At 65.6% G+C, this 25,308-nt stretch carries 20 protein-coding genes and 1 tRNA gene; 14 read left to right on the top strand and 7 right to left on the bottom strand.

The features are described from left to right. Positions 1–13 precede the first annotated feature (13 nt). Positions 14–763 carry an LOG family protein gene (locus AC1RQF_RS28240; protein ID WP_492873446.1) on the bottom strand — a complete coding sequence of 250 codons (750 nt, stop codon included), beginning with the start codon at positions 761–763 and terminating at the stop codon, positions 14–16. Between the two features lie 2 nt (positions 764–765). Here AC1RQF_RS28240 and polA point away from each other — a divergent pair, with 2 nt between their 5' ends. Together polA and AC1RQF_RS28230 are read left to right on the top strand one after the other, a co-directional pair. Next, the gene (polA, locus tag AC1RQF_RS28235) at positions 766–3,543 is read left to right on the top strand and encodes a DNA polymerase I (protein ID WP_492873445.1); all 2,778 of its coding nucleotides are present in this window, start codon (positions 766–768) and stop codon (positions 3,541–3,543) included. 235 nt (positions 3,544–3,778) lie between these two features. Next, on the top strand, positions 3,779–5,107 hold the full coding sequence (locus tag AC1RQF_RS28230; RefSeq protein WP_492873444.1) for an NAD(P)/FAD-dependent oxidoreductase: 1,329 nt from the start codon (positions 3,779–3,781) through the stop codon (positions 5,105–5,107). Positions 5,108–5,174: 67 nt separating this feature from the next. On the opposite strand, the gene AC1RQF_RS28225 is transcribed toward AC1RQF_RS28230, so the two are convergent. Continuing rightward, positions 5,175–6,959 carry a TadG family pilus assembly protein gene (locus tag AC1RQF_RS28225; RefSeq protein ID WP_492873443.1) on the bottom strand — a complete coding sequence of 595 codons (1,785 nt, stop codon included), beginning with the start codon at positions 6,957–6,959 and terminating at the stop codon, positions 5,175–5,177. A 629-nt stretch (positions 6,960–7,588) separates the two neighbouring features. On the opposite strand from AC1RQF_RS28225, the gene AC1RQF_RS28220 reads away from it, so the two are divergent. Further along, positions 7,589–8,464 (top strand): dienelactone hydrolase family protein, encoded by an 876-nt coding sequence (locus AC1RQF_RS28220; protein WP_492873442.1) that lies wholly within the window; start codon positions 7,589–7,591, stop codon positions 8,462–8,464. 18 nt (positions 8,465–8,482) lie between these two features. Here AC1RQF_RS28220 and AC1RQF_RS28215 read toward each other — a convergent pair whose 3' ends face one another. Then, positions 8,483–9,352 carry a sulfurtransferase gene (locus AC1RQF_RS28215; protein WP_273996598.1) on the bottom strand — a complete coding sequence of 290 codons (870 nt, stop codon included), beginning with the start codon at positions 9,350–9,352 and terminating at the stop codon, positions 8,483–8,485. A 98-nt stretch (positions 9,353–9,450) separates the two neighbouring features. Beyond that, positions 9,451–10,557, bottom strand: coding sequence for an aromatic ring-hydroxylating oxygenase subunit alpha (locus AC1RQF_RS28210; protein ID WP_273996597.1), 1,107 nt, complete (start codon positions 10,555–10,557; stop codon positions 9,451–9,453). Positions 10,558–10,816: 259 nt separating this feature from the next. Between AC1RQF_RS28210 and AC1RQF_RS28205 the strand changes: the two genes are divergently transcribed. The 4 genes from AC1RQF_RS28205 (at position 10,817) to folE2 (ending at position 14,913) form a co-directional block, all read left to right on the top strand. Beyond that, positions 10,817–11,110, top strand: coding sequence for an exodeoxyribonuclease VII small subunit (locus tag AC1RQF_RS28205; RefSeq protein ID WP_273996596.1), 294 nt, complete (start codon positions 10,817–10,819; stop codon positions 11,108–11,110). Next, positions 11,107–11,991 carry a polyprenyl synthetase family protein gene (locus tag AC1RQF_RS28200; protein ID WP_273996595.1) on the top strand — a complete coding sequence of 295 codons (885 nt, stop codon included), beginning with the start codon at positions 11,107–11,109 and terminating at the stop codon, positions 11,989–11,991. The genes AC1RQF_RS28205 and AC1RQF_RS28200 overlap by 4 nt, the downstream gene beginning before the upstream one ends. Positions 11,992–12,079: 88 nt before the next feature. Beyond that, complete coding sequence (gene dxs, locus AC1RQF_RS28195; protein WP_273996594.1) at positions 12,080–13,984, top strand: 1-deoxy-D-xylulose-5-phosphate synthase; 1,905 nt, start codon at positions 12,080–12,082, stop codon at positions 13,982–13,984. Between the two features lie 119 nt (positions 13,985–14,103). Continuing rightward, positions 14,104–14,913, top strand: coding sequence for a GTP cyclohydrolase FolE2 (gene folE2 / locus AC1RQF_RS28190; RefSeq protein WP_273996593.1), 810 nt, complete (start codon positions 14,104–14,106; stop codon positions 14,911–14,913). Between the two features lie 95 nt (positions 14,914–15,008). Here folE2 and tsaD read toward each other — a convergent pair whose 3' ends face one another. Beyond that, positions 15,009–16,049 carry a tRNA (adenosine(37)-N6)-threonylcarbamoyltransferase complex transferase subunit TsaD gene (gene tsaD / locus AC1RQF_RS28185; protein WP_273996592.1) on the bottom strand — a complete coding sequence of 347 codons (1,041 nt, stop codon included), beginning with the start codon at positions 16,047–16,049 and terminating at the stop codon, positions 15,009–15,011. 115 nt (positions 16,050–16,164) lie between these two features. On the opposite strand from tsaD, the gene AC1RQF_RS28180 reads away from it, so the two are divergent. From AC1RQF_RS28180 to AC1RQF_RS28155, 6 genes are all read left to right on the top strand, one after another. Next, a complete protein-coding gene (locus AC1RQF_RS28180; RefSeq protein ID WP_492873441.1) occupies positions 16,165–17,382 on the top strand; it encodes a BaiN/RdsA family NAD(P)/FAD-dependent oxidoreductase in 1,218 nt (405 codons plus the stop codon). Positions 17,383–17,463: 81 nt separating this feature from the next. Further along, positions 17,464–17,676, top strand: a complete 213-nt coding sequence (gene rpsU, locus AC1RQF_RS28175; RefSeq protein WP_006479415.1) for a 30S ribosomal protein S21 — start codon at positions 17,464–17,466, stop codon at positions 17,674–17,676. A gap of 164 nt (positions 17,677–17,840) precedes the next feature. Further along, on the top strand, positions 17,841–18,287 hold the full coding sequence (locus AC1RQF_RS28170) for a GatB/YqeY domain-containing protein (protein WP_273996589.1): 447 nt from the start codon (positions 17,841–17,843) through the stop codon (positions 18,285–18,287). Between the two features lie 63 nt (positions 18,288–18,350). Next, complete coding sequence (gene dnaG, locus AC1RQF_RS28165) at positions 18,351–20,231, top strand: DNA primase (RefSeq protein ID WP_492873440.1); 1,881 nt, start codon at positions 18,351–18,353, stop codon at positions 20,229–20,231. 77 nt (positions 20,232–20,308) lie between these two features. Continuing rightward, on the top strand, positions 20,309–22,732 hold the full coding sequence (gene rpoD / locus AC1RQF_RS28160) for an RNA polymerase sigma factor RpoD (RefSeq protein WP_492873439.1): 2,424 nt from the start codon (positions 20,309–20,311) through the stop codon (positions 22,730–22,732). A 148-nt stretch (positions 22,733–22,880) separates the two neighbouring features. After that, positions 22,881–22,956: transfer RNA gene (locus AC1RQF_RS28155), tRNA-Ile, on the top strand. 24 nt (positions 22,957–22,980) lie between these two features. Here the strand turns inward: AC1RQF_RS28155 and AC1RQF_RS28150 are convergent. After that, positions 22,981–24,114, bottom strand: coding sequence for a tyrosine-type recombinase/integrase (locus tag AC1RQF_RS28150; protein ID WP_492873438.1), 1,134 nt, complete (start codon positions 24,112–24,114; stop codon positions 22,981–22,983). Between the two features lie 23 nt (positions 24,115–24,137). Next, positions 24,138–24,347 carry an excisionase family protein gene (gene xisR, locus AC1RQF_RS28145; protein ID WP_273996585.1) on the bottom strand — a complete coding sequence of 70 codons (210 nt, stop codon included), beginning with the start codon at positions 24,345–24,347 and terminating at the stop codon, positions 24,138–24,140. 36 nt (positions 24,348–24,383) lie between these two features. Here xisR and AC1RQF_RS28140 point away from each other — a divergent pair, with 36 nt between their 5' ends. Next, complete coding sequence (locus AC1RQF_RS28140; protein WP_492873455.1) at positions 24,384–25,073, top strand: hypothetical protein; 690 nt, start codon at positions 24,384–24,386, stop codon at positions 25,071–25,073. The last annotated feature ends 235 nt before the right edge of the window (positions 25,074–25,308 follow it).

The raw sequence follows: 25,308 nt of genomic DNA, 5'->3' as shown, positions 1-25,308 counted from the left end.
CGTCGTCACGATTTCACAGATAGAACATCCGGTCTTCCTCGGGACGCGGCGGCTGCGAATCGTCGCCTTCATCGCCGCGGTCTTCGTAGAACGCCATCACGGCTTCGAGCACTTGATCCGGATCGTCGATCACCTGCATCAGGTTCATGTCGTCCGCGTTGATGAGGCCCATCGGGATCAACTGGTCGCGGAACCATTGCAGCAGCCCCTGCCAGAAGTCGCTGCCAACGAGGATGATCGGCACGAGGCGCGACTTCTTGGTCTGGATCAGCGTGAGGACTTCGGACAGCTCATCGAGCGTGCCGAAGCCGCCCGGCATCACGATCACCGCGTCCGAGTTCTTGACGAACGTGACCTTGCGCGTGAAGAAATGGCGGAAGCGCAGCGAGATGTCCTGGAAGTGGTTGCCGGCCTGCTCGTGCGGCAGCTCGATGTTGAGGCCCACCGACGGCGCCTTGCCGGCGTGCGCGCCCTTGTTGGCGGCTTCCATGATGCCGGGGCCGCCGCCGGAGATCACGGCGAAGCCGGCGTCGGACAGCTTGCGGGCGATCTGCACGGCGAGCTTGTAGTGCGGCGTATCGGGCTTCAGGCGCGCGGAACCGTAGATGCTGACAGCCGGGCGGATCTCCGACAGGTACTCGGTCGCCTCGATAAACTCTGCCATAATCGTGAACATCTGCCACGAAGCGCGGGCCTTCTTCGCCGTCGCGCGTTCTTGATCTGCGAGCGAACGCAGACTCGGAATCACTTTTCTCTTGTCCATAAATGCCTGAAGAACTGAACCTGGAAGGTAAGACCCTGCTATTGGTGGATGGTTCGAGCTACCTGTACCGGGCCTACCATGCGATGCCGGATTTGCGGGGCCCCGGCGGAGAGCCGACCGGCGCGCTCTACGGCATCATCAACATGTTGCGCCGGATGCGCAAGGAAGTCACGGCAGAGTATAGCGCGTGCGTGTTCGATGCAAAGGGCAAAACCTTCCGCGACGATCTCTACGCGGAGTACAAGGCCAACCGGCCGTCGATGCCCACCGATCTCGCGCAACAGATCGAGCCGATCCACACCGCGGTGCGCGCGCTGGGCTGGCCGCTGCTGATGGTCGAAGGCGTCGAGGCCGACGACGTGATCGGCACGCTTGCCAAGGCGGCCGAGCAGCGCGGCATGAAGGTGATCGTGTCGACGGGCGACAAGGATCTCGCCCAGCTCGTCACCGATCGCGTCACGCTGATCAACACCATGACGAACGAGGTGCTCGATCGTGACGGCGTGATCGCGAAGTTCGGCGTGCCGCCGGAGCGGATCGTCGATTACCTGACGCTGATCGGCGACACGGTCGACAACGTGCCGGGCGTCGACAAGTGCGGGCCCAAGACCGCGGTGAAATGGCTGACGCAATACGCGACGCTCGACGGCGTGGTCGAGCATGCGGCCGAGATCAAGGGCGTGGTCGGCGACAACCTGCGGCGCGCGCTCGATTTCCTGCCGCTCGCGCGCACGCTGGTGACGGTCGAGACGGCCTGCGACCTCGACGCGCAGGTGGAGTCGATCGAGGCGTCGCTCGCGACGGGCGGCGAGCAGCGCGAGCCGCTGCGCGAGATCTTCTCGACCTACGGTTTCAAGACCTGGCTGCGCGAGATCGACAGCGCGTCGGCGGCCGCCGCGGCCGATGCGGACGCGGGCGCCGGCACGGGCGCCGTCGCGGCGACGCCCGGGTCGGGCGAGCTGGCCTTCGCGGCGGAGCGGAACTACGAGACCGTGCAGACCTGGGCGCAGTTCGACGCCTGGCTCGCGAAGATCGAGGCAGCCGAGCTGACCGCGTTCGATACCGAGACGACCTCGCTCGATCCGATGCTCGCGCAGGTGGTCGGCGTGTCGCTGTCGGTCGAGCCGGGGCATGCGGCCTATATTCCGCTCGCGCATCGCGGGCCGGATCTGCCGGAACAGCTGCCGCGCGACGACGTGCTCGCGAAGCTCAAGCCCTGGCTCGAGAACCCGGCGCGCAAGAAGCTCGGCCAGCACATGAAGTACGACGCGCAGGTGCTCGCGAACTACGGCATCGCGCTGAACGGCATCGAGCACGACACGCTGCTCGAATCGTACGTGCTGGAATCGCACCGCACGCACGACATGGACAGCCTCGCGCTGCGTCACCTGGGCGTGAAGACGATCAAGTACGAGGAGGTTGCGGGCAAGGGCGCGCAGCAGATCGGCTTCGACGAGGTGTCGCTCGAACAGGCCGCCGAATACGCGGCGGAGGACGCGGACATCACGTTGCAGCTGCATCAGGTGCTGTATCCGCAGGTGCGGCGCGAGCCGGGCCTCGAGCACGTGTATCGCGACATCGAGATGCCGGTGTCGCTCGTGCTGCGCAAGATGGAGCGCACCGGCGTGCTGATCGACAGCGCCCGCCTGCAGGCGCAGAGCCAGGAGATCGCGACGCGCCTCGTCGAGCTGGAGCAGGGCGCGTACGAGCTGGCGGGCGGCGAATTCAACCTCGGCTCGCCGAAGCAGATCGGCCAGATCTTCTTCGAGACGCTGCAGCTGCCGGTCGTGAAGAAAACGCCGAGCGGCGCGCCGTCGACCGATGAAGAGGTGCTGCAGAAGCTGGCGGAGGACTACCCGCTGCCGAAGCTGCTGCTCGAGCATCGCGGGCTGTCGAAGCTGAAGTCGACCTACACCGACAAGCTGCCGCGCATGGTCAATCCCGATACGGGCCGCGTGCACACCAACTACGCGCAGGCGGTGGCGGTGACCGGGCGGCTGGCGTCGAACGATCCCAATCTGCAGAACATTCCGGTGCGCACGGCCGAAGGGCGGCGCATCCGCGAGGCGTTCATCGCGTCGCCGGGTTGCAAGATCGTGTCGGCCGATTATTCGCAGATCGAGCTGCGCATCATGGCGCACATTTCGGGCGACGAATCGTTGCTGCGCGCCTTCGCGCACGGCGAGGACATTCACCGCGCGACGGCCGCCGAGGTGTTCGGCGTGACGCCGCTCGAAGTCAGCTCGGACCAGCGGCGCATCGCGAAGGTGATCAACTTCGGCCTGATCTACGGCATGAGCGCGTTCGGCCTCGCGTCGAACCTCGGCATCACGCGCGACGCGGCGAAGCTCTACATCGACCGCTACTTCACCCGTTACCCGGGCGTCGCCCATTACATGGAGGACACCCGCGCGAGCGCGAAGGAGAAGGGTTACGTCGAGACCGTGTTCGGCCGCCGCCTGTGGCTGCCGGAGATCAACGGCGGCAACGGCCCGCGCCGCCAGGCGGCGGAGCGCGCGGCGATCAATGCGCCGATGCAGGGCACGGCCGCCGATCTGATCAAGCTGTCGATGATCGCGGTCGATCGCTGGCTCGAGGCCGACGGCCTGGCCTCGCGGATGATCATGCAGGTGCACGATGAACTGGTGCTCGAGGTGCCGGAGGCCGAATTGCCGCGGGTGCGCGAGAAGCTGCCCGAAATGATGTGCGGGGTGGCCAAGCTCAAGGTGCCGCTCGTCGCCGAAGTCGGCGCGGGCGACAACTGGGAAGAGGCGCACTGATCCGCCGGCCGCGCGTCGCGCCCCGCGGCGCGTGGCATATCGTCGCGAACATGGCATTTATGTATATTGCTTGCTTGTCGTCAAGGCGTCTGCTCCGGGACAATGTCCGGGTGGGCGCGCCGGCCTGGCGGGCGGCGGCCAATACGGTGTCCGGATGGTTCCGGGCGCCGGCCTGACGGGGTGGCTGTCCGCGCCCCTGCGCCCAGGCAGTGTTGAATCGCACAAGGGGGATCGGATGCATCGTTTCATTATCATCGGCGGCGGCGCGGGCGGCCTGGAACTGGCCACCCGACTGGGCGACCGCTATGGCGCACGCGGCAATCGGCCCGCAAGCGCACTGGTCACGCTGGTCGACCGCTATCCGACCCATATCTGGAAACCCCTGCTGCACGAAGTGGCGGCGGGCAGCATGGATCCATTCACGCAGGAGCTGGAGTACGCGGCGCAGGCGCGCTGGCACGGCTTCGAATTCCAGCAGGGCGAACTGACCGCGCTCGATCGCAGCGCGAAACGCATCACGCTCGCATCCGTCAACGACAGCGACGGCGAGGAACTGCTGCCGCGGCGCGAGCTTGAATACGACACGCTCGTGATCGCGATCGGCAGTACGACGCATTTCTTCGGCGTGCAGGGCGCAGCGGAAAACGCGATCGCGCTCGATACCGTCGGCGAAGCCGAGCGCTTCCGCAAGCGCCTGATTGCCGCGTGCATGCGCGCCGAGCACCAGCCGGTCGATCCGCAGGCGGATCCGTCGGAGCCGCGCATCCAGGTGGCGATCGTCGGCGGCGGCGCGACGGGCGTCGAGCTGTCCGCCGAGTTGCGCAACACCGCGCAGGTGCTGTCCGCGTATGGCCTGCACAAGCTCGATCCGCGCCACGATGTCGGCATCGTGCTGGTCGAATCGGGGCCGCGCATCCTGCCCGCGCTCCAGGAGCGCGTGTCGACCGCGACCGCCGAGCTGCTCGAAAAGCTCGGCGTCAAGCTGATGCTCGGCGAGCGCGTCATCGGGGTCGCTCCGGGCGTGGTGCGCACCGCGAGCGGCAAGAGCGTGCGGGCCGACCTGACGGTCTGGGCGGCCGGCATCAAGGCGCCGTCCGTGCTCGCCCAGCTGGACGGGCTCGAGATCAACAAGCTCGGCCAGTTGGTGGTGAGCCGCACGTTGCAGACCGTGACCGACGAGAACGTCTTCGCGCTCGGCGACTGCGCGGCCTGCGAATGGCCCGGCAACGAGCGCAACGTGCCGCCGCGCGCGCAGGCTGCGCACCAGCAGGCGAGCTTCCTGCTGAAGGCGCTGGCCGCGCGCCTGTCGAACCAGTCGCTGCCGCAGTTCACCTACCGGGATTTCGGCTCGCTGGTGTCGCTCGGCCATTTCAGCGCGGTCGGCAACCTGATGGGCGGCCTGATCGGTGGCAACATGCTGATCGAGGGGCTGTTCGCGCGGTTCATGTACATGTCGCTGTACCGGCTGCACATCGCTGCGCTGCACGGCTACCCGCGCATGGTGCTCGACACCGTCGCGCACTGGCTGCGGCGCTCGACGCTGCCGCGCGTCAAGCTGCACTGACGATGTCCTTCGCGGGCGCGGCGCGCCCGCGACCCCTTCCACGCGGGCGTTCGCCCGCGTTTCCCCTTTACTGATAGACGAGCGTCGACACGCCGCAGCTGAGCGCGATGTCGTGGATCGTGCTTTCGCCGACCTGCACGCCGAGCGTTTGCAGGAGCGGCACGACCGCGGCGTCGAGTCCGCCGAGCACGGGTGTCAGTGCGGTGTTGAGGAAGCTGCCGAGCGCGGATTCGACCGGCGTGAGCGGCAGCGACAGGCCGCCCAGCAGCGTGACCTGGGTTTGTTGCAGCGAGGCGCCGAGGCCGGACAGCGCGTTCCCCAGCACGCTGCCGACGCCGTTCGCGTTGGTGCTCTGATAGCCGCCCGTGGTGCCGTAGAAGGTCAGCGTGGGCGCGGTCGCGGCCGGGACGCTGGCGGGCAGCGCGGCGAGCGCGGTGATCTTGACGAGATTGAGCACGTTGACGAGGGTGGCGGGCGTCGAGCAGCTGAACGGCTGCGACGCCGACATGTTGGCGGGCGCGTTGCCGACGCACAGATTCGCGATCCCGGTCTGCACGCCGATGACCGACGCGCAGGTCGCGGTCGACGCGGTGCACGCGGCCGATTGCAGCCAGCCGGTGCCCGATGCGACCTGCAGCGACAGCGGCAGGCTCACCTGCACCGGCACCAGCGCGCCGAGCAGGCCCAGCGGCAGGTTGGTGGTGCCGAGACTGACGTTCAGGTAAAGGCGAACCTGTGCGGTCCGCGCGACGGTGCGCCAGGTGTGCGATACGGGATCGATGCCGCCTTCGCCGATCGCGATCACGGGCGGCTGGATGATCTGCATCTGCACGGTCGCGCCCTGGCCGCCGATGCTCAGGCCGCCGGTGAGCGTGAGCGCCGACTGGCCCGCCGCGATTTCCGCCGCGGTCATCAGGATATCGAACGGACTGATCATCGCGTTGAGCGCGGTCTGCGGATCGGACAGGTTGACCGCGAGCAGCCCCGGCGTGCTCGTCGAATTGCCGAGCGCGATGTTCTGGCTGTTGGTGTAGGTTGCGCTCGCGATCGAGCTCATCGTGCTGAGGTCGGTCTGCAGGTTCGTATTGACGACCGTGGTGGCCGCCAGCGCGCTCGACAGCCAGCTGGCGAGGGTCGGCACGCTGACCTGCATGGCCAGCAGCTGGTTGACCGTGCTGGCGCCCGCCACGTTCATCAGGTCGCTGACCTTGATGTGTGCGCTGGCGAGGCCTTCATAGGAGACGAGCGACAGGTTGAGGTTGGTGCCCAGCATCGTGTTGAGCAGCGTGTTGACCGCGCCGCCCTGCAGCTGCGCGAGCGTGGTGCCGATCGAGTAGGTCCCGATGTCGGTCGCCTGCGCGACGCTGACCGCGGAGACGGTGCGCGCCGGGCCGAGGAAATAATAGGGCACGCTGCGCGTGACCGTGACCTGCACCGCGTTGAGCTGCGCGTCGGAGCCCGCTGCGGGGGAGGCGGCGGCCGTGTAGAAGCTCGGGCCGCTGTTGTCCTTCAGGTCCCAGCGCCCGCAGGCCGTGCTGAGGGTCTGGCCGGCCACGGTGCTGTCGAAGCCGTTCGCGAGCGCGACCGATTGCGCGGTGACGGGCGGTTGCACGCAGCCGTCGTCCATCCGTTCGGCGGCGGCGAGCGCGGTCATGTCGGCGATGCTTTGGAGCTGGCGGCGCTGGTAGAACAGGTTGCCGATGTCGATCGCGCCGAGCGCGACCATGGCGACGGCCAGCGCGAGCACCGCGAGCGTGGCGAGCGAGCCGCGCTGGCGGCGCGGCGGCGCGCGTCGGCCGGTCCGGCTGACGGGAATGGGCCCGACGGGCGTATGGCGAGGTGACTGTTCCATTCCTGCCTCGTGTGCAACGGCATGGCGCATGTGCCCGCCTGACGGGGCGGGGCCGGGGCGCGTGCGGGGCGGCGGACCGCCGCGCCTGCACGCGGTGTCACGCCCCGTCATGCTTGGAAATCAGGGCGAAGCGGATTCCTTTTAAGCGATTTTTCATGGCGCTTGAATGAATGATGTGGATAGGTTGATTTATTTTGCAATCCGATCTTTTACCGGGTTGGGTGGTGGGGAGGGCCTTCCCGTAAGGGTTTTGCTGGGTTGTGGCGTCATTTTCCGGTGCGCGGATCGGGTTGTATGACTGTGAGCGGATTTAAATTGGATTAATAAAATTTACTGCCCGGGTGGGGCGGTGGAATATCGTTGCGCATTGGACGATGCATGACATTTCATGGCGACATGCGGGGCGCGGTGGCGCCCGAGCGCCATGCGTCGGCGCTGTGGGGCGCGCACCCGTGCCGGTTGACGCCGATGCCGGTTCTTGGGCATCGTGTGCGCTTCCGGCGGCGCGGAGCCGGCGACGGGCGGGCGGTTCGGGCGCCCCGGGCCATCCGCCGCCTTGCCGGTTTCCCGATCCGAACCCGGCCGCGCGCGTGGGTTGCACGCGGCCTTACCCTAGGAGCGTTGCCATTATGTTGAAGCCCGAGGTCGACAGTCTGGTTCCCCACGTTCCGTTTACGCGCCGCCGCTTTGTCCAGGCGGCGCTCGGCGGCAGCTTCGCGGCGGCGGTGCTGCCCGTGTCCGCGCAGACCATCACGACCGACAGCGCGGGGCTGGAGGCCGGAACGGTCGAGGTCCGTTCTGGCGATGCGAACGTGCCCGCCTATCGCGCGCAGCCGGCAGGCAAGACGAATCTGCCGGTGATCGTGGTGATCCACGAGATCTTCGGCGTGCATGCGCATATCGCGGACGTGTGCCGCCGTTTCGCGAAGCTCGGCTACCTGGCGATCGCGCCGAACCTGTACGCGCGCCAGGGCGATCCGTCCGCCTATCCGACGATCCAGGCGCTGTATCAGGCGGTGGTGAGCAAGGTGCCCGACCGGCAGGTGAGCGAGGATCTCGACGCGACGGTCGAATGGGCGGGGAAGAACGGCGGCGATTTGAGCCGCCTGGGCGTGACGGGCTTCTGCTGGGGCGGGCGGCAGGCCTGGCTGTTCGCGGAACACAATGCCCGCGTGCGCGCGGCCGTGGCCTGGTACGGCATGGTGGTCGGCGACGCCACCGACATGACGCCGTTCAGCCCGGTCGACCATGCCGCGCAACTGAAGGCCCCGGTGCTGGGCCTGTACGGCGCGAAGGACACGAATATCTCGCAGGAATCGCTCGCGCAGATGCGCACGCGTCTCGTGGCCGCCAAGACCCGGGCCGGCAGCGAATCGGAGATCCTCGTCTATCCGGACGCCGGGCACGCGTTCTTCGCCGATTACCGCCCGAGCTACGTGAAGGCGGACGCCGAGGACGGCTGGAAGCGCGCCCTCGCGTGGTTCCGCAAATACGGCGTCATGTGACGCGCGGCCGCCTCCCGTTTACGGATTCGGCCCGGTTGCGACCGGGCGGCCCGGATCCGCGCTCCATTCGCTCCACGAGCCGCCGTACAGCGCGGCGTCGTGCAGCCCGGCGATCTCCATCGCCAGCGCGTTGTGGCAGGCGGTGACGCCCGAGCCGCACTGCAGGATCACTCGGTTGGACGGGGTGTCGCCGAGCACTGCGGCGAACGCTGCGCGCAGGTCATGGCCGCTCTTGAACCGGCCGTCGGCGGTGAGGTTGTCCTTGAAGAAATGATTGCGCGCGCCGGGAATGTGGCCGCCGACGCGGTCGAGCGTTTCGTTCTCGCCGCGATAGCGGTCGGCCGCGCGCGCGTCGATCACGAGCCGGTCTTTGGTCGTCAGGTTCGCGAGCACCGCCTGCACGTCGACGGCCGCCGCGAGCGGGGCTTGCGCGCGGAAATTGCCGGGCGTCGCGGCCGGCCGGTCCGAGGTCAGCGCATGTCCCGCGGCCTGCCAGGCGGGCAGGCCGCCGTCGAGCACCGCGACCGAATCGTGGCCGAGCCAGCGCAGCATCCACCACAGGCGCGCCGCGTACATGCCGCCTTGCGCGTCGTAGGCGACGACCTGCTGGTTCTGCGCGAGGCCGCGCGCGGCCAGCGCGGCTGCCAGCGCGTCGCGCGCGGGCAGCGGGTGGCGGCCGTTGGCGCCGGTCTTGGGGCCCGACAGGTCGTGGTCGAGGTGCAGGTAATGCGCGCCGGGGATGTGGCTTGCCGCATAGGCGGCTTCGCCCGCGTCGGGATTCGCGAGATCGAAGCGGCAATCGAGGATCAGCACGCTGTCGGGCGCGGCAGCCAGACGTTCGGCGAGGTTGTCCGCCGAGATCAGCGTGGTGTAGTGGGTGTGAGGCATGAGACGGCTCCTGATGGAGAAACGGGCCAGATGCTCTAAGTCTAAACAAAAAAAGACGGGCCGCAGCCCGTCTTTTCATGGTTCCCGCCGCGCGCGCGTCACAGCGTGCCGAGCTGGCGGCGCAGGAATTCGTGGAAGTGCTGCATGCCGTCTTCCATCGGGCTCTGGTACGGGCCCACCTGCGATTCGCCGCGCTGCATCAACGCGCGCCGGCCGGCGTCCATCCGCATCGCGATCTCGTCGTCCTCGACGGCGGTTTCCATATAGGCGGCGCGCTCGGCCTCGACGAATTCACGCTCGAACAGCGCGATTTCCTCGGGGTAATAGAACTCGACGATGTTGGTCGTCTTCTGCGTGCCGCGCGGAATCAGCCAGGACACCACGAGCACGTGCGGATACCACTCGATCATCAGGCCCGGGTAATAGACCATCCAGATCGCGCCGAACTCCGGCGGCACGCCGCCGCGGTAGCTCAGCACCGCGTCATGCCACTTCTGGTACGTCGGGCTGCCGGGCTTCGCGAGCGCGTTGTGCACGCCGACCGTCTGCACGCTGTACCAGTCGCCGAACTCCCACTTCAGGTCGTCGCACGACACGAAGCTGCCGAGCCCCGGGTGGAACGGGACGACGTGGTAGTCCTCGAGGTAGACCTCGATGAAGGTCTTCCAGTTGTAGTCGCACTCGTGGACCTCGACGTGATCGAACTGATAGCTCGAAAAGTCGAAGTGGTGCTTGGTGCCGAGCTGCGCGAGGTCGTGCGCGACGTCGCGGCCCTCCGCCTCGAACAGCAGCCCCTGCCAGTTCTGCAACGGCGTCGCGTTGAGGTTCAGGCAGGGCTTGTCGGGGAAGTGCGGCGCGCCGAGCAGCTGGCCTTGCAGGTCGTAGGTCCAGCGGTGCAGCGGACAGACGATGTTCTGGGCCTGGCCGCGGCCGTTCAGCATGATCGCCTGACGGTGGCGGCACACGTTCGACAACAGCTCGATCCGTGACGCCTGGTTGCGCACGAGCACGCGGCCCTCGTTTTCGGAGGGCAGCGCAAAATAGTCTCCCGCCTCGGGCACCATCAATTCGTGCCCGATATAGCGAGGTCCTTTCTTGAAAAGGGTTTCGATCTCGCGCTCGAGGAGCGCCTCATCGAAGTAAGCGGTGACTGGAAGCTGGCTGTGTGCAGACTTCAACTGCAGCGAGTCGCTCAGATTGGACATTCCCACTCCCGGTGTTAGCGTGAAAGCAGTGAACAACCCAACCATCGAAAAATCGATTTAGGGGAACCGGTGATTATACCTGGATCGGTATACTTGGGGTGGGATAAGTACCTGATTTACGTCAAAATTTCCCGGGCGCCTTGCCGCGCCCCAGCGGCGCGGGGCCGGATCGGAGGCTTGTGGCCCCAAGTCGGCAGGTCGGGAATTCTGCTTTTGCCGTAGAATGTCCGACTTGTTTTGAAATTTGACACCCCGTCCCATGGCGAAAACCGCACCCAAGGGCACCGCACCGGCAGATGCCGGCCCCGACGCGCTGCCGGAAAATTATGAGGCAGCGCTCGCGGAGTTGGAGGCGCTGGTCGCCCGGATGGAGAGCGGCGCGCTGAGCCTGGAAGACTCGCTGACGGCCTACCGCCGGGGGGCGGTACTCGTTGCGTTTTGCCAACAACAACTTGAGAAGGTGGAGCAGCAGGTGCGCGTGCTGGATGGCGCGACACTGAAGCCGCTTGCCGCCGGAATGACCGCCACGGACGGCGGAGACGACGATCTATGACATTCGAACAATGGACGCGCACAGTGCTCGAGCGCGTCGAGGAAGCACTCGGCCGGTATTTGCCGGCTGAAACCGAGGTGCCCGCGCAACTCCACGAGGCGATGCGTTATGCCGTCCTCGGTGGCGGCAAGCGGGTTCGGCCGCTGCTGTGCCATGCAGCGGGCGAACTGACCGGCGCGACCGAGGCGGCGTGCAACGCTGCCGCGGCGGCGCTCGAGATGATCCACGTCTATTCGCTCGTGCACGACGACATGCCGTGCATGGACGACGATGCATTGCGGCGCGGCAAGCCCACGGTACATGTCAAATATGACGAACCGACGGCGCTCCTGGTCGGCGACGCGCTGCAGTCGCAGGCGTTCGTCGCGTTGACCGACGCGGCGGTGCTGACGCCGGCGCGCCAGGCCGCGCTGGTGCGCGAGCTGGCGCTGGCGAGCGGCTCGATCGGCATGGCGGGCGGTCAGGCGATCGATCTGGCGAGCGTCGGCCATACGCTGACGCGCGAGCAGCTGGAAACGATGCACCGGATGAAGACGGGGGCGCTGCTGCGCGCAGCGGTCCGGATGGGCGCGCTGGCCGGCGAGACGCCCTCGGACGACGCGATGCGCGCGCTCGACGCCTATTCGGCGGCGGTGGGCCTGGCGTTCCAGGTGGTCGACGATATCCTCGACGTGACCACCGATTCGGCGACGCTCGGCAAGACCGCCGGCAAGGATGCGAAAGACGGCAAGCCGACCTACGTGTCGATCATCGGTCTCGATGCATCGCGCGCGCTTGCCGCGCAGCTGCGCGCCGACGCGCATGCCGCACTGGAACCGTTCGGCGCCCGCGCGCAGCGCCTTGCCGAACTGGCCGACCTGGTAGTGAACCGGGTCAGCTGACGCGAAAGCCCGCCGCCGCGCGCGTGGCCATCCGGCCTGCGCGCGCTGAAGAGTGCGGGCGCGTTTGTTTTCCTACACTGGAACGACGATGTACGACTTGCTGAAAACTATCGACGCCCCGGCAGACCTTCGCCGCCTCGACCGTCGCCAACTGCAACCGCTCGCCGACGAGCTGCGCGCGTATGTGCTCGACAGCGTGTCGAAGACGGGCGGCCATTTGTCGTCCAACCTCGGCACGGTCGAACTGACGATTGCGCTGCACTACGTCTTCAATACGCCGAACGATCGCATCGTGTGGGACGTGGGCCATCAGACCTACCCGCACAAGATCCTGACGGGCCGCCGCGACCAGATGCATTCGCTGCGCCAGCAGGACGGCATCTCGGGCTTCCCGCGCCGCTCGGAGTCGGAATACGACACCTTCGGCACGGCGCACTCGAGCACCTCGATCTCGGCCGCGCTCGGCATGGCGCTTGGCAGCCAGCTGCAAGGCGACGATCGCTTCTCGATCGCCGTGATCGGCGACGGCGCGATGACGGCGGGCATGGCGTTCGAGGCGATGAACAACGCGGGTGTGAGCGAGGACGCGAAGCTGCTCGTGATCCTGAACGACAACGACATGTCGATCTCGCCGCCCGTCGGCGCGCTGAACCGCCATCTCGCCCGCCTGATGTCCGGCCGCTTCTACGCAGCCGCGCGCGCGGGCGTCGAACGTGTGCTGAGCGTCGCGCCGCCCGTGCTCGAGCTCGCGCGCAAGCTCGAGGAGCACGCCAAGGGCATGGTCGTGCCGGCGACGCTGTTCGAGGAATTCGGCTTCAACTATATCGGGCCGATCGACGGCCATGATCTCGATTCGCTGATCCCGACGCTGCAGAACATCAAGGAACTGCGCGGGCCGCAGTTCCTGCACGTGGTCACGAAGAAGGGGCAGGGCTACAAGCTCGCCGAAGCGGACCCGGTGCTGTATCACGGGCCGGGCAAGTTCAACCCGGCGGAAGGCATCAAGCCGTCGGCGACGCCCGCGAAGAAGAGCTACACGCAAGTGTTCGGCGAATGGATGTGCGACGCGGCGGAACTCGATTCGCGCGTGGTCAGCATCACGCCGGCGATGCGCGAGGGCTCGGGGCTCGTCGAATTCGAGAAGCGCTTCCCGGATCGCTACTACGACGTCGGCATCGCCGAGCAGCACGCGGTGACGTTCGCGGCGGGCCTCGCGACGGAAGGGCTGAAGCCGGTCGTCGCGATCTACTCGACGTTCCTGCAGCGCGCGTATGACCAGCTGATCCACGACGTCGCGCTGCAGAACCTGCCCGTCGTGTTCGCGATCGATCGCGCGGGCCTCGTCGGCGCGGACGGCGCGACCCATGCGGGCGCCTACGATCTCGCGTTCATGCGCTGCATCCCGAACATGACGGTGATGGCTGCGTCCGACGAGAACGAGTGCCGCCAGATGCTGTACACGGCGCTCCAGCAGCCGAACCCGACCGCGGTGCGCTATCCGCGCGGCGCGGGCACGGGAGTCGCGACAGTCAAGGAAATGACCGCGCTGCCGGTCGGCAAGGGCGAAGTGCGTCGTCGCAGCGCGCAGCCCGAGGGCAAGCGCGTGGCGATCCTCGCGTTCGGCACGATGGTTGCGCCGTCGCTCGCGGCGGCGGAGGAACTGGACGCGACCGTCGCGAACATGCGCTTCGTGAAGCCGGTCGACGCCGAACTCGTGCGCGAGCTGGCCGAAACGCACGACGTGCTGGTAACGGTCGAGGAAGGTTGCGTGATGGGCGGCGCGGGCTCCGCGTGCGTGGAAGCCCTGATGGAGAGTGGGGTTATCCGGCCCGTAATACAATTGGGCCTCCCTGACCGCTTCATCGATCACGGCGAGCCCGCGAAACTGCTGTCGCAATGCGGCCTGGATGGCGCGGGCATCGCGAAGTCGATTCGCGAGCGCTTCCTGAGTCCGGCGGCCGACGTGGCCAGCCAGGCCAAGCGGGTTGCCTGAGCGAAGCGGTCTTCTCCGTTTCAGGAATACATGGGCCTGCGGGCCCATGTTGCTTTTCCGGCAGGCCCCGCGCAGGGGTGCGGCGTCATGCCGCGTCCGGCTTTTGAGGATCGAACAAGATGAACCAGATGAATCCCGCCTTCGTGATGCCCGACGTGCAGAGCACGGTCGATACCCGTCAGATTCCGATCCAGCGCGTCGGTGTCAAGGCGGTGCGTCATCCGTTGACGGTGCTGGCCGCGGACGGCGCGGTCCAGCCGAGCGTCGGGACCTGGGATCTCGACGTGCATCTGCCGGCCGATCAGAAGGGCACGCACATGTCGCGCTTCGTCGCGCTGCTGGAAGAGCACCAGGCGCCGCTCACGCTCGCCGCGTTCCGCACGATGCTGGCCGGGATGCTCGAGAAGCTCGAGGCCGAGGCGGGCCGCATCGCGGTGTCGTTTCCGTACTTCGTGAACAAGACGGCGCCGGTGTCGGGCGTGCGCAGCCTGCTCGACTACGAAGTCACGCTGACGGGCGACGTGCGGGGCGGCGTGACGCGCCTGTTCCTGAAGGTGCTCGTGCCGGTGACGAGCCTCTGCCCGTGCTCCAAGAAGATCTCGCAGTACGGCGCGCACAATCAGCGTTCGCATGTGACGATCGACGCCGAACTGGGCGACGACGTGCCGGTCGAGGATCTGATCCGCATCGCGGAGGAAGAGGCGTCGTGCGAGCTGTGGGGCTTGCTCAAGCGGCCCGACGAGAAGTTCGTGACCGAGCGCGCCTATGAGAATCCGAAGTTCGTCGAGGACCTGGTGCGCGACGTCGCGCAACGGCTCGATCAGGACGGCCGGGTGGTCGCGTATGTGCTTGAAGCCGAGAACTTCGAATCGATCCACAATCACAGCGCCTATGCGTTGATCGAGCGCGACAAGCGCGTGGCCGCGTAAGACCCCGGCGCAGCGGTTCATGCAAAAAGGCCCGTCCTGATGGACGGGCCTTTTTGCTGTGGGCCGGTTCTTCGCCCGCTGCTGCGGCGGCGGGATCAGCGCGCGAGCGATGTCAGATCCCAGCGCGGCTTTACCGTGAAGGCGTAGTCGCGGCTCGCGTGTTCGGGCCAGCGCGCGAGCCGCAGCGCGCCCGCGAGCGCGATCATCGCGCCGTTGTCGGTGCATAGCGCGAGGTCGGGGTAGTGCACGTCGAAGCCGCGCTTGCGGGCCGCGGCCGACAGCGCATCGCGCAGTTGCCGGTTCGCGCCGACCCCGCCCGCGACCACGAGGCGCTTGAGTCGGCTCTGCTTGAGCGCGCCGAGCGATTTCGCGACCAGCACGTCGACCGCCGCATCGACGAAGCCGCGCGCGAGGTCCGCCTTCGCGCGTTCGAGCGCGGCGCCGTCGAGCCCGGCGGCCTCGATCTTCTTCATGTGGGTCAGGACGGCGGTCTTGAGGCCGCTGAAGCTGAAATCGAGATCGCCCGAGTGCAGCATGGGGCGCGGCAGCACGACCGCGCCGGGCGTGCCCGATTCCGCGAGCTTCGAGACTTCGGGGCCGCCGGGGTAGCCGAGGCCGAGCAGCTTCGCGGTTTTGTCGAAGGCCTCGCCCGCCGCGTCGTCGAGCGTTTCGCCGAGGGTTTCGTAGACGCCGACGTCGGTGACCCGCATCAGTTGGGTGTGGCCGCCCGACACGAGCAGCGCGACGAACGGAAACGGCGGCGGCTCGTCGACGAGCAGCGGCGACAGCAGGTGGCCTTCGAGGTGATGGATGCCGATCGTCGGCTTGTCCCACGCCATCGCGAGTGCGTTCGCGATGCTCGCGCCGACCAGCAGCGCGCCGGCGAGGCCGGGGCCCTGGGTGAAGGCGATCGCGTCGATATCCTCGCGGCGCGCGCCGCTTTCCGCCAGCACTTGTTCGAGCAGCGGCAGGGCGCGCCGGATATGGTCGCGCGAGGCAAGCTCGGGCACGACGCCGCCGTATTCGCGATGCATGGCGATCTGCGAGTGGAGGGCATGCGCGAGCAGGCCGCGGGACGTGTCGTACAACGCGAGGCCGGTTTCGTCGCAGGAGCTTTCGATGCCGAGAACGAGCATGGTGTGGGGCGGGCGGCTGCACGGGCGCAACCCGGAATCAACGTAACGGAAAAGTATAACAGTGCGGCCCGGCGGCTCGCCGGCGCCGGCGGGCGACGCGGGTACAATCCGCGCCATGGAAAATTTCGATATTGCTGTGATCGGCGCGGGCGCGGCCGGCATGATGAGCGCCGCGGTGGCCGGCCAGCTCGGCCGGCGCGTGGTGCTGATCGACCATTCGCCGCGGCTCGCGGAAAAGATCCGGATCTCGGGCGGCGGCCGTTGCAACTTCACGAACCTGCATGCCGGGCCCGACAACTACCTGTCCTCGAACCCGCGCTTTTGCCGCTCGGCGCTCGCTCGCTACACGCCGCGCGATTTTCTGGCGCTCCTGAAAAGCCACCGGGTAACGTGGCACGAGAAGCACAAGGGGCAGCTGTTCTGCGACCAGTCGAGCGACGCGATCATCGAGGTGCTCAAGCGCGAGTGCGACGCGGGCGGCGTGACCTGGCGGCGGCCGGTGGCGGTCGAGGCGGTGCGGCATCTCGAAGCGGACGGATTCGCGCTCGATACCAGCGCCGGGCCGATCCGCGCGCGCGCGCTCGTGATCGCGACGGGCGGATTGTCGATTCCGGCGATCGGCGCGACCGACTTCGCCTATCGCATCGCCAAGCAGTTCGGGCACAAGCTCGTCGACACCCGCCCGGCGCTCGTGCCGCTGACCTTCTCGAGCGAGGATTGGGCGCCGTTTGCCGCGCTGTCCGGCGTATCGCTCGAGGTGCGCGTGGCGACGGGCGCGAAGCAGGGCGGCGGCGCTTTCGTCGAGGACCTGCTGTTGACCCATCGCGGGCTGTCCGGGCCCGGGATCCTCCAGATCTCGAGCTACTGGCGTCCTGGCGATCCGATCCGGATCGACCTGTTGCCGCAGCAGCGCGCCGCCGACGCGCTGGTCGAGGCGAAGTCCGGCTCGAAGCGGCAGATCGGGACGCTGCTGTCCGAGTGGGTGCCCCATCGGCTCGCGCATGTCTGGCTCGATACGCATCGGGTTGCGCCGGACGCGCGTCTGGCCGATCTCGCGGACCGGACGTTGCGCCTGGTCGGCGACGCGCTGTCGTGCTGGACGCTGACTCCGAACGGCACCGAAGGCTACCGGAAGGCCGAGGTGACGAAGGGTGGGGTGGACACGCGCGAGCTGTCGTCGGCGACGCTGATGAGCACGCGGGTGCCGGGCCTCTATTTCGTCGGCGAGGCGGTGGACGTGACGGGTTGGCTGGGCGGCTACAACTTCCAGTGGGCGTGGGCGTCGGGCGCGGCGGCCGGGCGGGCGGCGGCCGAACAGGCGCGCGGCGCTTGACGGGCTAGTGCGTTTGTGCAGCCCGTCTGCTATACTCGAAAGTCTTTCTCCGCGTTACTCCAACTTTTTACGTGACGGGTCATGACGATCATCCGCGTTAAAGAAAACGAGCCTTTTGAAGTCGCGATGCGACGCTTCAAGCGCACGATCGAGAAGAACGGTCTGCTGACCGAGCTGCGTGCGCGCGAGTTCTACGAGAAGCCCACCGCCGAGCGCAAGCGCAAGAAGGCGGCAGCCGTGAAGCGCCACTACAAGCGCATCCGCAGCCAGACGCTGCCGAAAAAGCTGTACTGAGACCTGTCGCGCCGCGCGGTTCGCCGGGCGGCGCAGTGGTGGTTCGCGAGTGCCGCCGATGCCGGATCCGAGCAAACCCGCTTGAGGAAAACGTCCCAAGCGGGTTTTTGTGTTGATGCCTATGGGATGGGCGTCTCACCGATTTTTCCATATTCGGGTGAATGATGAGTTTGAAAGACCAGATCAGCGAAGACATGAAGACTGCGATGCGCGCCAAGGAGAGCGAGCGCCTCGCGACGATTCGCCTGCTGCTGGCGGCGATCAAGCAGCGTGAAGTCGACGAGCGCGTGATGCTCGACGATGCCGCGGTGACGGCCGTCATCGACAAGATGATCAAGCAGCGCAAGGATTCGATCAGCCAGTTCGAGGCGGCGGGGCGCGACGATCTGGTCGCGAAGGAACAGGCCGAACTGGTGGTGCTGGCCGCCTACATGCCGGCGCAGCTGTCGGAGGCCGAAGTCGCCGCGGAAGTGCAGGCGGCGGTCGCGCAAGCCGGCGCGGCCGGCCCGCAGGACATGGGCAAGGTGATGGGCGTGCTGAAGGGCAAGCTGGCCGGCAAGGCCGACATGACCGCGGTGTCCGCGCTCGTCAAGGCGGCGCTCTCGAAGTAAGCGCCATGTGCGCGGGTGGCCGCCCGCGCGTCCCCCCGACCTGATCTCTGCCCAGAAAACACGGTGATTCCGCATTCCTTCCTGCAAGACCTGCTGAACCGCGTCGATATCGTCGACGTGGTCGGTCGGTATGTGCAGCTCAAGAAGGGCGGCGCGAATTTCATGGGCCTGTGCCCATTCCATAACGAAAAAAGCCCGTCGTTCACCGTCAGCCCGACCAAGCAGTTCTATCACTGCTTCGGCTGCGGCGCGCATGGCACCGCGATCGGTTTCCTGATGGAGCATGCGGGGCTGACGTTCCCGGAGGCCGTGCAGGAGCTGGCGCAGTCCGCCGGCCTGACGGTGCCGCACGAGCCGTCGCCGATGCGCGGCGGTGGCGGCGGTGGCGGCGGGGACGGCTATGCGCCGCCGGCCGCGTCCAAGGCTGTCACGACCGCGCTGTCGGACCTGATGCAGACAGCCAGCGAGTTCTACCGCAAGCAATTGCGCGGTGCGACGAACGCGGTCCAGTACCTGAAGAAGCGTGGCCTGACGGGCGAGATCGCGCTGCGCTTCGGCCTCGGCTACGCGCCGGACGGCTGGCAGAACCTGGAGGGGGCGTTCGACGACTACCGCAACGACGCGCTCGTCGAGGCGGGGCTCGTGATCGTCAGCGAGAAGACCGATGCGCAGGGCGTGGCGCGCCGCTACGACCGGTTCCGCGAGCGGATCATGTTCCCGATCCGCAACGTGAAGGGGCAGGTGATCGGTTTCGGCGGCCGGGTGCTGGACGGCGGCGAGCCCAAGTATTTGAATTCGCCCGAAACACCCCTATTTAACAAGGGCAGCGAGCTGTACGGGCTGTTCGAGGCGCGGCTCGCGATCCGCGAGCACAAGTACGCGCTCGTGGTCGAGGGCTACATGGATGTGGTGGCGCTGGCGCAGCTCGGGTTCCCGAACGCGGTCGCGACGCTCGGCACGGCGTGCACGCCGATCCATGTGCAAAAGCTGCTGCGACAGACCGACACGGTGATTTTCAGCTTCGACGGCGACTCGGCCGGGCGGCGCGCCGCCCGGCGCGCGCTGGAAGCCTGCCTGCCGCACGCGGCGGACAACCGCACGATCCGGTTTCTGTTCCTGCCCCAGGAACACGATCCGGACAGCTATGTACGGGAATTCGGGGCGGATGCCTTCTCGGAGCAGGTGCGGCGAGCGATGCCGCTGTCGCAGTTCCTGTTGAACGAGGCGACGGTGGGCAAGGAGCTGGACCAGCCGGAAGGGCGCGCGAAGGCGCTGTTCGACGCGAAGCCGCTGCTGCAGGCGCTGCCGGCGAACGCGCTGCGCGCGCAGATCATGCATATGTTCGCGGACCGTCTCGACATTCCGTTCGAGGAGGTGGCGGGCCTGAGCGACGTGGACGCGCGGATCGCCGCGCCGGCGCGCCAGGCGCCCGCGCGCAGCGAGCGGCGCCGGGTGACCGACGGCGACAAGCGCGCGCTGCGCACGCTTGTGATGCTGCCGCGAGTGGCGATCGCGCTCGGCGAGGAGGATCGCGAGGCGCTGCGGACCTTGTCGAAAAATGGGGAGCTGTTCGACGAGGTGATCGAGCATGCGTGTGCGTTGGGGGATGCGGCTGAATTCCGTCTGTTGACCGACATACTCCGCAATTCGGCTAACGCGGCGACCTACGATGAAATTTTCCGCGAAATTCTGGTCTATGATGAAAACGTCCGCGACTTGATGCCACAGAATCCGGAGGATGACGCAGGGCAGGAAGGGCTGCGCGAGCGGGAACGGATTGCGGGGGAGGAGCTTCAGGCTGCGGTGCTCAAGATGCGCTATGACGCGTGTTGCAGCCGGCTCGACCAGTTGTCGAGACAATCGGCGCCGACTCCCGAAATATTGGCGGAACTCAAGGACCTGCACCAGAAGCGCGCTGAGATGAAGCGGCGCCTTGGGGCCTAGGCCGAAAGAGGCTGTCCCAACGTGCTATAATATAAGGTTTTCAGCGGTTTGTTTTCTAAGCAGAGGCGAGAATCGCAATGGCAAAGACTACAGGCGGGAAAAAAGCAGCGGGCAAGGGCTCAACGGAGCCGACCACGAAGGTCATGTCGGCCAAGTCTGCTTCTTCTTCCGCGCGGACGTCTTCAGCCGGTGCGGCGCCCGCTGCGGGAAAGCAGGCCGCGGCCGGCACTGCTCACGCTGCGCCGGCGCCGGCGGCCAAGGTGACACGGGCCGCCGCGAAGTCCGAATCCAGGTCGGTTGCGAAGCCGGCCGCGAAGCGGGCGAGTGCGAAAAGCGCAAGGGGAGCGGCTGCCGCGCCGGACGATTCGGCAGTACGCACTACTCAAGCATCCACGGTTCAATCGGCTGTTGTCCAGCAGCCGCGAGTCGATTTAGCCGGTACGGCGAACTCCATGACGAAAAAGCTGAACGAAGTATCCGTCGATGACGACGCAAATCAGAGCGACGAGCAGCCGACCGCTGCACCGGGCAAAGGCGAGAAAGCCAAGGCGCGCGATCGTCGCGCCAAGGAAAAGGCGCTGCTGAAGGAGGCGTTCGCGACGAGCCAGCCCGGCACCGCCGAGGAGCTCGAGGAGCGACGCTCGAAGCTGCGCGCGCTGATCAAGCTCGGCAAGGAGCGGGGCTTCCTGACGTACGCCGAGATCAACGACCATCTGCCGGACAACTTCACGGAAACGGAAGCGCTCGAAGGCATCATCGGCACGTTCAACGACATGGGCGTGGCGGTGTACGAGCAGGCGCCCGATGCGGAAACGCTGCTGCTGAACGACAACGCGCCCGCCGCGTCGTCGGACGATGAAGTCGAGGAAGAGGCGGAAGTCGCGCTGTCGACCGTCGATTCCGAATTCGGCCGCACGACCGACCCGGTCCGGATGTACATGCGCGAGATGGGTACGGTCGAGCTGCTGACCCGCGAAGGCGAAATCGAGATCGCGAAGCGGATCGAGGACGGCCTGCGCCACATGGTGATGGCGATCTCCGCATGCCCGACGACGATCGCGGACATCCTCGCGATGGCCGAGCGCGTGGCGAACGAGGAAATCCGCGTCGACGAGCTGGTCGACGGCCTCATGGATCCGAACGCGCAGGACACGGACACCGACGGTTTCTCCGCGAAGGAAGCGGAAGAGATCGAGAACGAGGACGAGGAAGCGGAAGAAGAGGCGGAAGAAGAGGAAGAGGACGACGACGGTGCGGCGCAAGCCACGGCCAACGCGGCCCAGCTCGACGCGCTGAAGCGCGCTTCGCTCGAGAAGTTCGCGTCGATCAGCGAGTGGTTCGACAAGATGCGCCGTGCGTTCGAGAAGGAGGGCTACAAGTCGAAGTCCTACCTGAAGGCGCAGGAAACCATCCAGAACGAGCTGATGACGATCCGCTTCACCGCGCGTACGGTCGAGCGTCTGTGCGACACGCTGCGCGCGCAGGTGGACGAGGTTCGCCAGGTGGAGCGGCAGATCCTGAACATCGTCGTCGACAAGTGCGGCATGCCGCGTTCGGAATTCATCACGCGGTTCCCGGGCAGCGAGACCGATCTCGACTGGTCGGAGAAGGTGGTGGCGGAAGGCCATAGCTATGGCCCGATCCTGACGCGCAACATCCCGGCGATCCGTGAGCAGCAGCAACGCCTGCTCGATCTGCAGGCGCGCGTGGTGCTGCCGCTGAAGGACCTGAAGGAAACCAACCGCCAGATGGCGGCGGGTGAACTGAAGGCGCGCCAGGCGAAGCGCGAGATGACCGAGGCGAACCTGCGTCTCGTGATCTCGATCGCGAAGAAGTATACGAACCGCGGTCTGCAGTTCCTCGACCTGATCCAGGAAGGCAACATCGGCCTGATGAAGGCGGTGGACAAGTTCGAATATCGTCGCGGCTACAAGTTCTCGACGTATGCGACGTGGTGGATTCGTCAGGCGATCACACGCTCGATCGCGGATCAGGCGCGTACGATCCGGATTCCGGTTCACATGATCGAGACGATCAACAAGATGAACCGCATCTCGCGTCAGATCCTGCAGGAGACGGGCCTCGAACCGGATCCGGCGACGCTGGCCGAGAAGATGGAGATGCCGGAAGACAAGATCCGCAAGATCATGAAGATCGCGAAGGAGCCGATCTCGATGGAAACGCCGATCGGTGACGACGACGATTCCCATCTGGGTGACTTCATCGAGGACACCAACACGGTCGCGCCGGCGGATGCCGCGCTGCATGCGAGCATGCGCGACGTCGTGAAGGATGTGCTCGATTCGCTGACGCCGCGCGAGGCGAAGGTGCTGCGGATGCGCTTCGGTATCGAGATGAGCACGGATCACACGCTCGAGGAAGTCGGCAAGCAGTTCGACGTGACGCGCGAACGGATCCGCCAGATCGAGGCGAAGGCGTTGCGCAAGCTGCGTCATCCGAGCCGTTCGGACAAGCTCAAGTCGTTCCTCGAAGGGAACTGATCGACGTCTGATGTCGTACCGCCGCCGCCGGGGTTTGAAACCCGGCGGCGGTTTTTCCCTCCAGTTGTCTTCCAAGTTGTTACAATGCCGCCCCGGCACGCGTCAGCAAACGCCGGAGCGGGGTTGTTGTCTCGCGTTTTTCTCCGCAGGGCCTGTAGCTCAGGGGTTAGAGCAGTCGACTCATAATCGATTGGTCGTGGGTTCGAAACCCACCGGGCCCACCAAGGTTTTTCTGGTAAATCAATCGCTTAGGCGGGTTTGCGTCTTCTCTGGGGAGGTTCCGGGGAGGAAATCGCATTTTCCAGTCTCGCCATCTCCAGTTCGTTTTGCTCCCCGTCGACCCACTTCGAATAGGTGGTGAGGAACATTTCGACGCTGTGGCCGAGCTGCTTTGCGCAGAATGCGGGCGTCATGCCGGCCATCAACATGGCGGTCGCGTAGCTATGCCGCATGTTGTATGGGCGCCGGTATCGGACGCCCAAACGCTTCAACATCGGGGCCCAGTAGGTGCGCCGGAACGCGTCCTCGTCTGCCCACTCCGCGCCGTACCGCGGATCATGAAAAACCCGATTGCCGATTATCTGCGTGTGTGTCCGTTGGCGATGCAACGCCGCCAAGGCCCGGCTGTTCAGGTGAACGACTCTCGGCACTTCCGTCTTCGTCCGATCTAATTGCTGGCCGCGCACGAATGCTTTTGCTACTAGCATGGTGCCGTTGGCCAGGTCGACGTTCTGCCATTCCAGCCCGAGAATTTCGGAGGTCCGCAGGCCGGTCCAAAACCAAAACTCGATCAAGTTATGGACTTGCTCATCGTATGCCCGCTGGGCCTCGGCGATGATCAAATGCGCCTCATCGCGCGAGAATGGGTCTGGCGGGCGCTTTTGATGTTTCGCGTTAGGGACGCTCTTGACGGGATTTCCCGCGAGCAGATTATCAACGACCGCGAGTGATAGCGCCGTGCGCAGCACGGACAAGTAGTTGTTGATCGTCTTACCGCTAAGGTCCGGTCTGTTTGCGATCGCTGTTTGGATGTGGATTACCTTGAGCGCTCGAATCGCCAGAGCGCCGAGCGGTTTTGATTGGTTTTTGTCATACGCCACTCCCTTCCAGAATCTGATTGCGGCTACATATCCCGCTCGTGTCGATGCTTCGATCCGCTGCGCGGCCAACCATGTGTCCAACCATTCACCGATCAAACTTGTGGTGGTCCCTCCTTCGTCTGGAAAGTACTCTGTAATGCTAAATGTTCCATGACGAATTCGATCTCGAATTTCAGCGGCGAGTCGATGTGCATATTTGATGTTGGCCGGCGTGGGGAGCATGGCTTTGCCGGCAACCTTGAGTGTCCTGCGTACTTCGACTCCGTCGATGACGAACGTCATGCGGATCGACTTTGCGCGAATCTCTATGCCGCTTCCTTTTCGCCCCATTGCTGGTATCCCTTGATGGAAATGAAAATGCCGCCGTCAGGCGAGCGACGGAACTCTTTGCCCTCGATCCATTTGCCGTCTTCAATCTTGCGGCGTATTGCCTTCTGGGTAAGGCCGGTGACCATCGCGGCCAGGGCGACCGTGACGTAGGGGGCGGGGGCTATAAGGGGGGGAGATTCGAGCATGTAACGATCCCTCAGTCTCAAGAAATGATTGGACAGATGCAGAAGAAATTTGTAATGCGTGGCTACGAGATGAACTGCGAGCCGCGCGCGACGGCGGACGCGAACGCCGCCCATGCTGGAGGCTGGTCGCCGCGTACCTTCACGACGCGACGCGTCTGCGTCTTGCGACCGTCAAGGATGGCCCGTACCATCGAACCAGAAAACAATATCGGGAGTTCACGCATGGATGCGGCCTCGGCAACGGTTTCGCAGGTATATGCTGCGTGGGTTCAGGGAGTCGGATCGATCGCGGCCATTGCGGCGGCCATTTGGATTGCATCACGGCAGGCGCGGGCGGACCGGCGTCTACGAGTTGACGAAGTGTGCGATCGACTGGAGTCTCTTTGGACGATGATCGATAGATGTTGGGCGCGAGTAGATGAGGTGTACAAGTACTCCGTTATGGCGCCGATGAATGCGGGAGCAAAACAGCTCGACGACGAACTTGTGGTCGCTATGAGAGCGTCAATTGAGATAGTTTCTATTCTTCCACCGGAATTGGCGCCAACGGGGGCGGCTGCCGAGGCGGTACTGGAAGTACGTATAGCCATCACCCGGGCCGTACGGATCCTTCCAAGTCCAGGTGGTGTTTTTCTGGCAAAATTTGAAAGAGACCTTATGATTTTGCGCGATTCTCTAAAGAAGGCAGCAGATAAATTGAATAGGGAAATCGTTTCTCGCGTGTAAAAATAGATAATCTGTGCCTGGAGCAAACTGGGTATTCTTCATGCTTCAATCTTTCTTCGATTGATATGGAGATTGTTATGGCAAGAATCCAAACTGAGCACGGCCCGAGAAACGCACAAATCGACGAATACAAGGGTCGAAAGATCGAGGTTGCTACACTGATCCGCTTTAGGAATTCTGGACCAATCCGAGTGCGAGTTTTGCGGCAAACTTGACCCTGAACCAGGAGGTCGTT

It is taken from the genome of Burkholderia sp. GW821-FHT14F03 (assembly GCF_058803765.1).
This window is presented reverse-complemented; position numbering and strand designations above follow the sequence as displayed.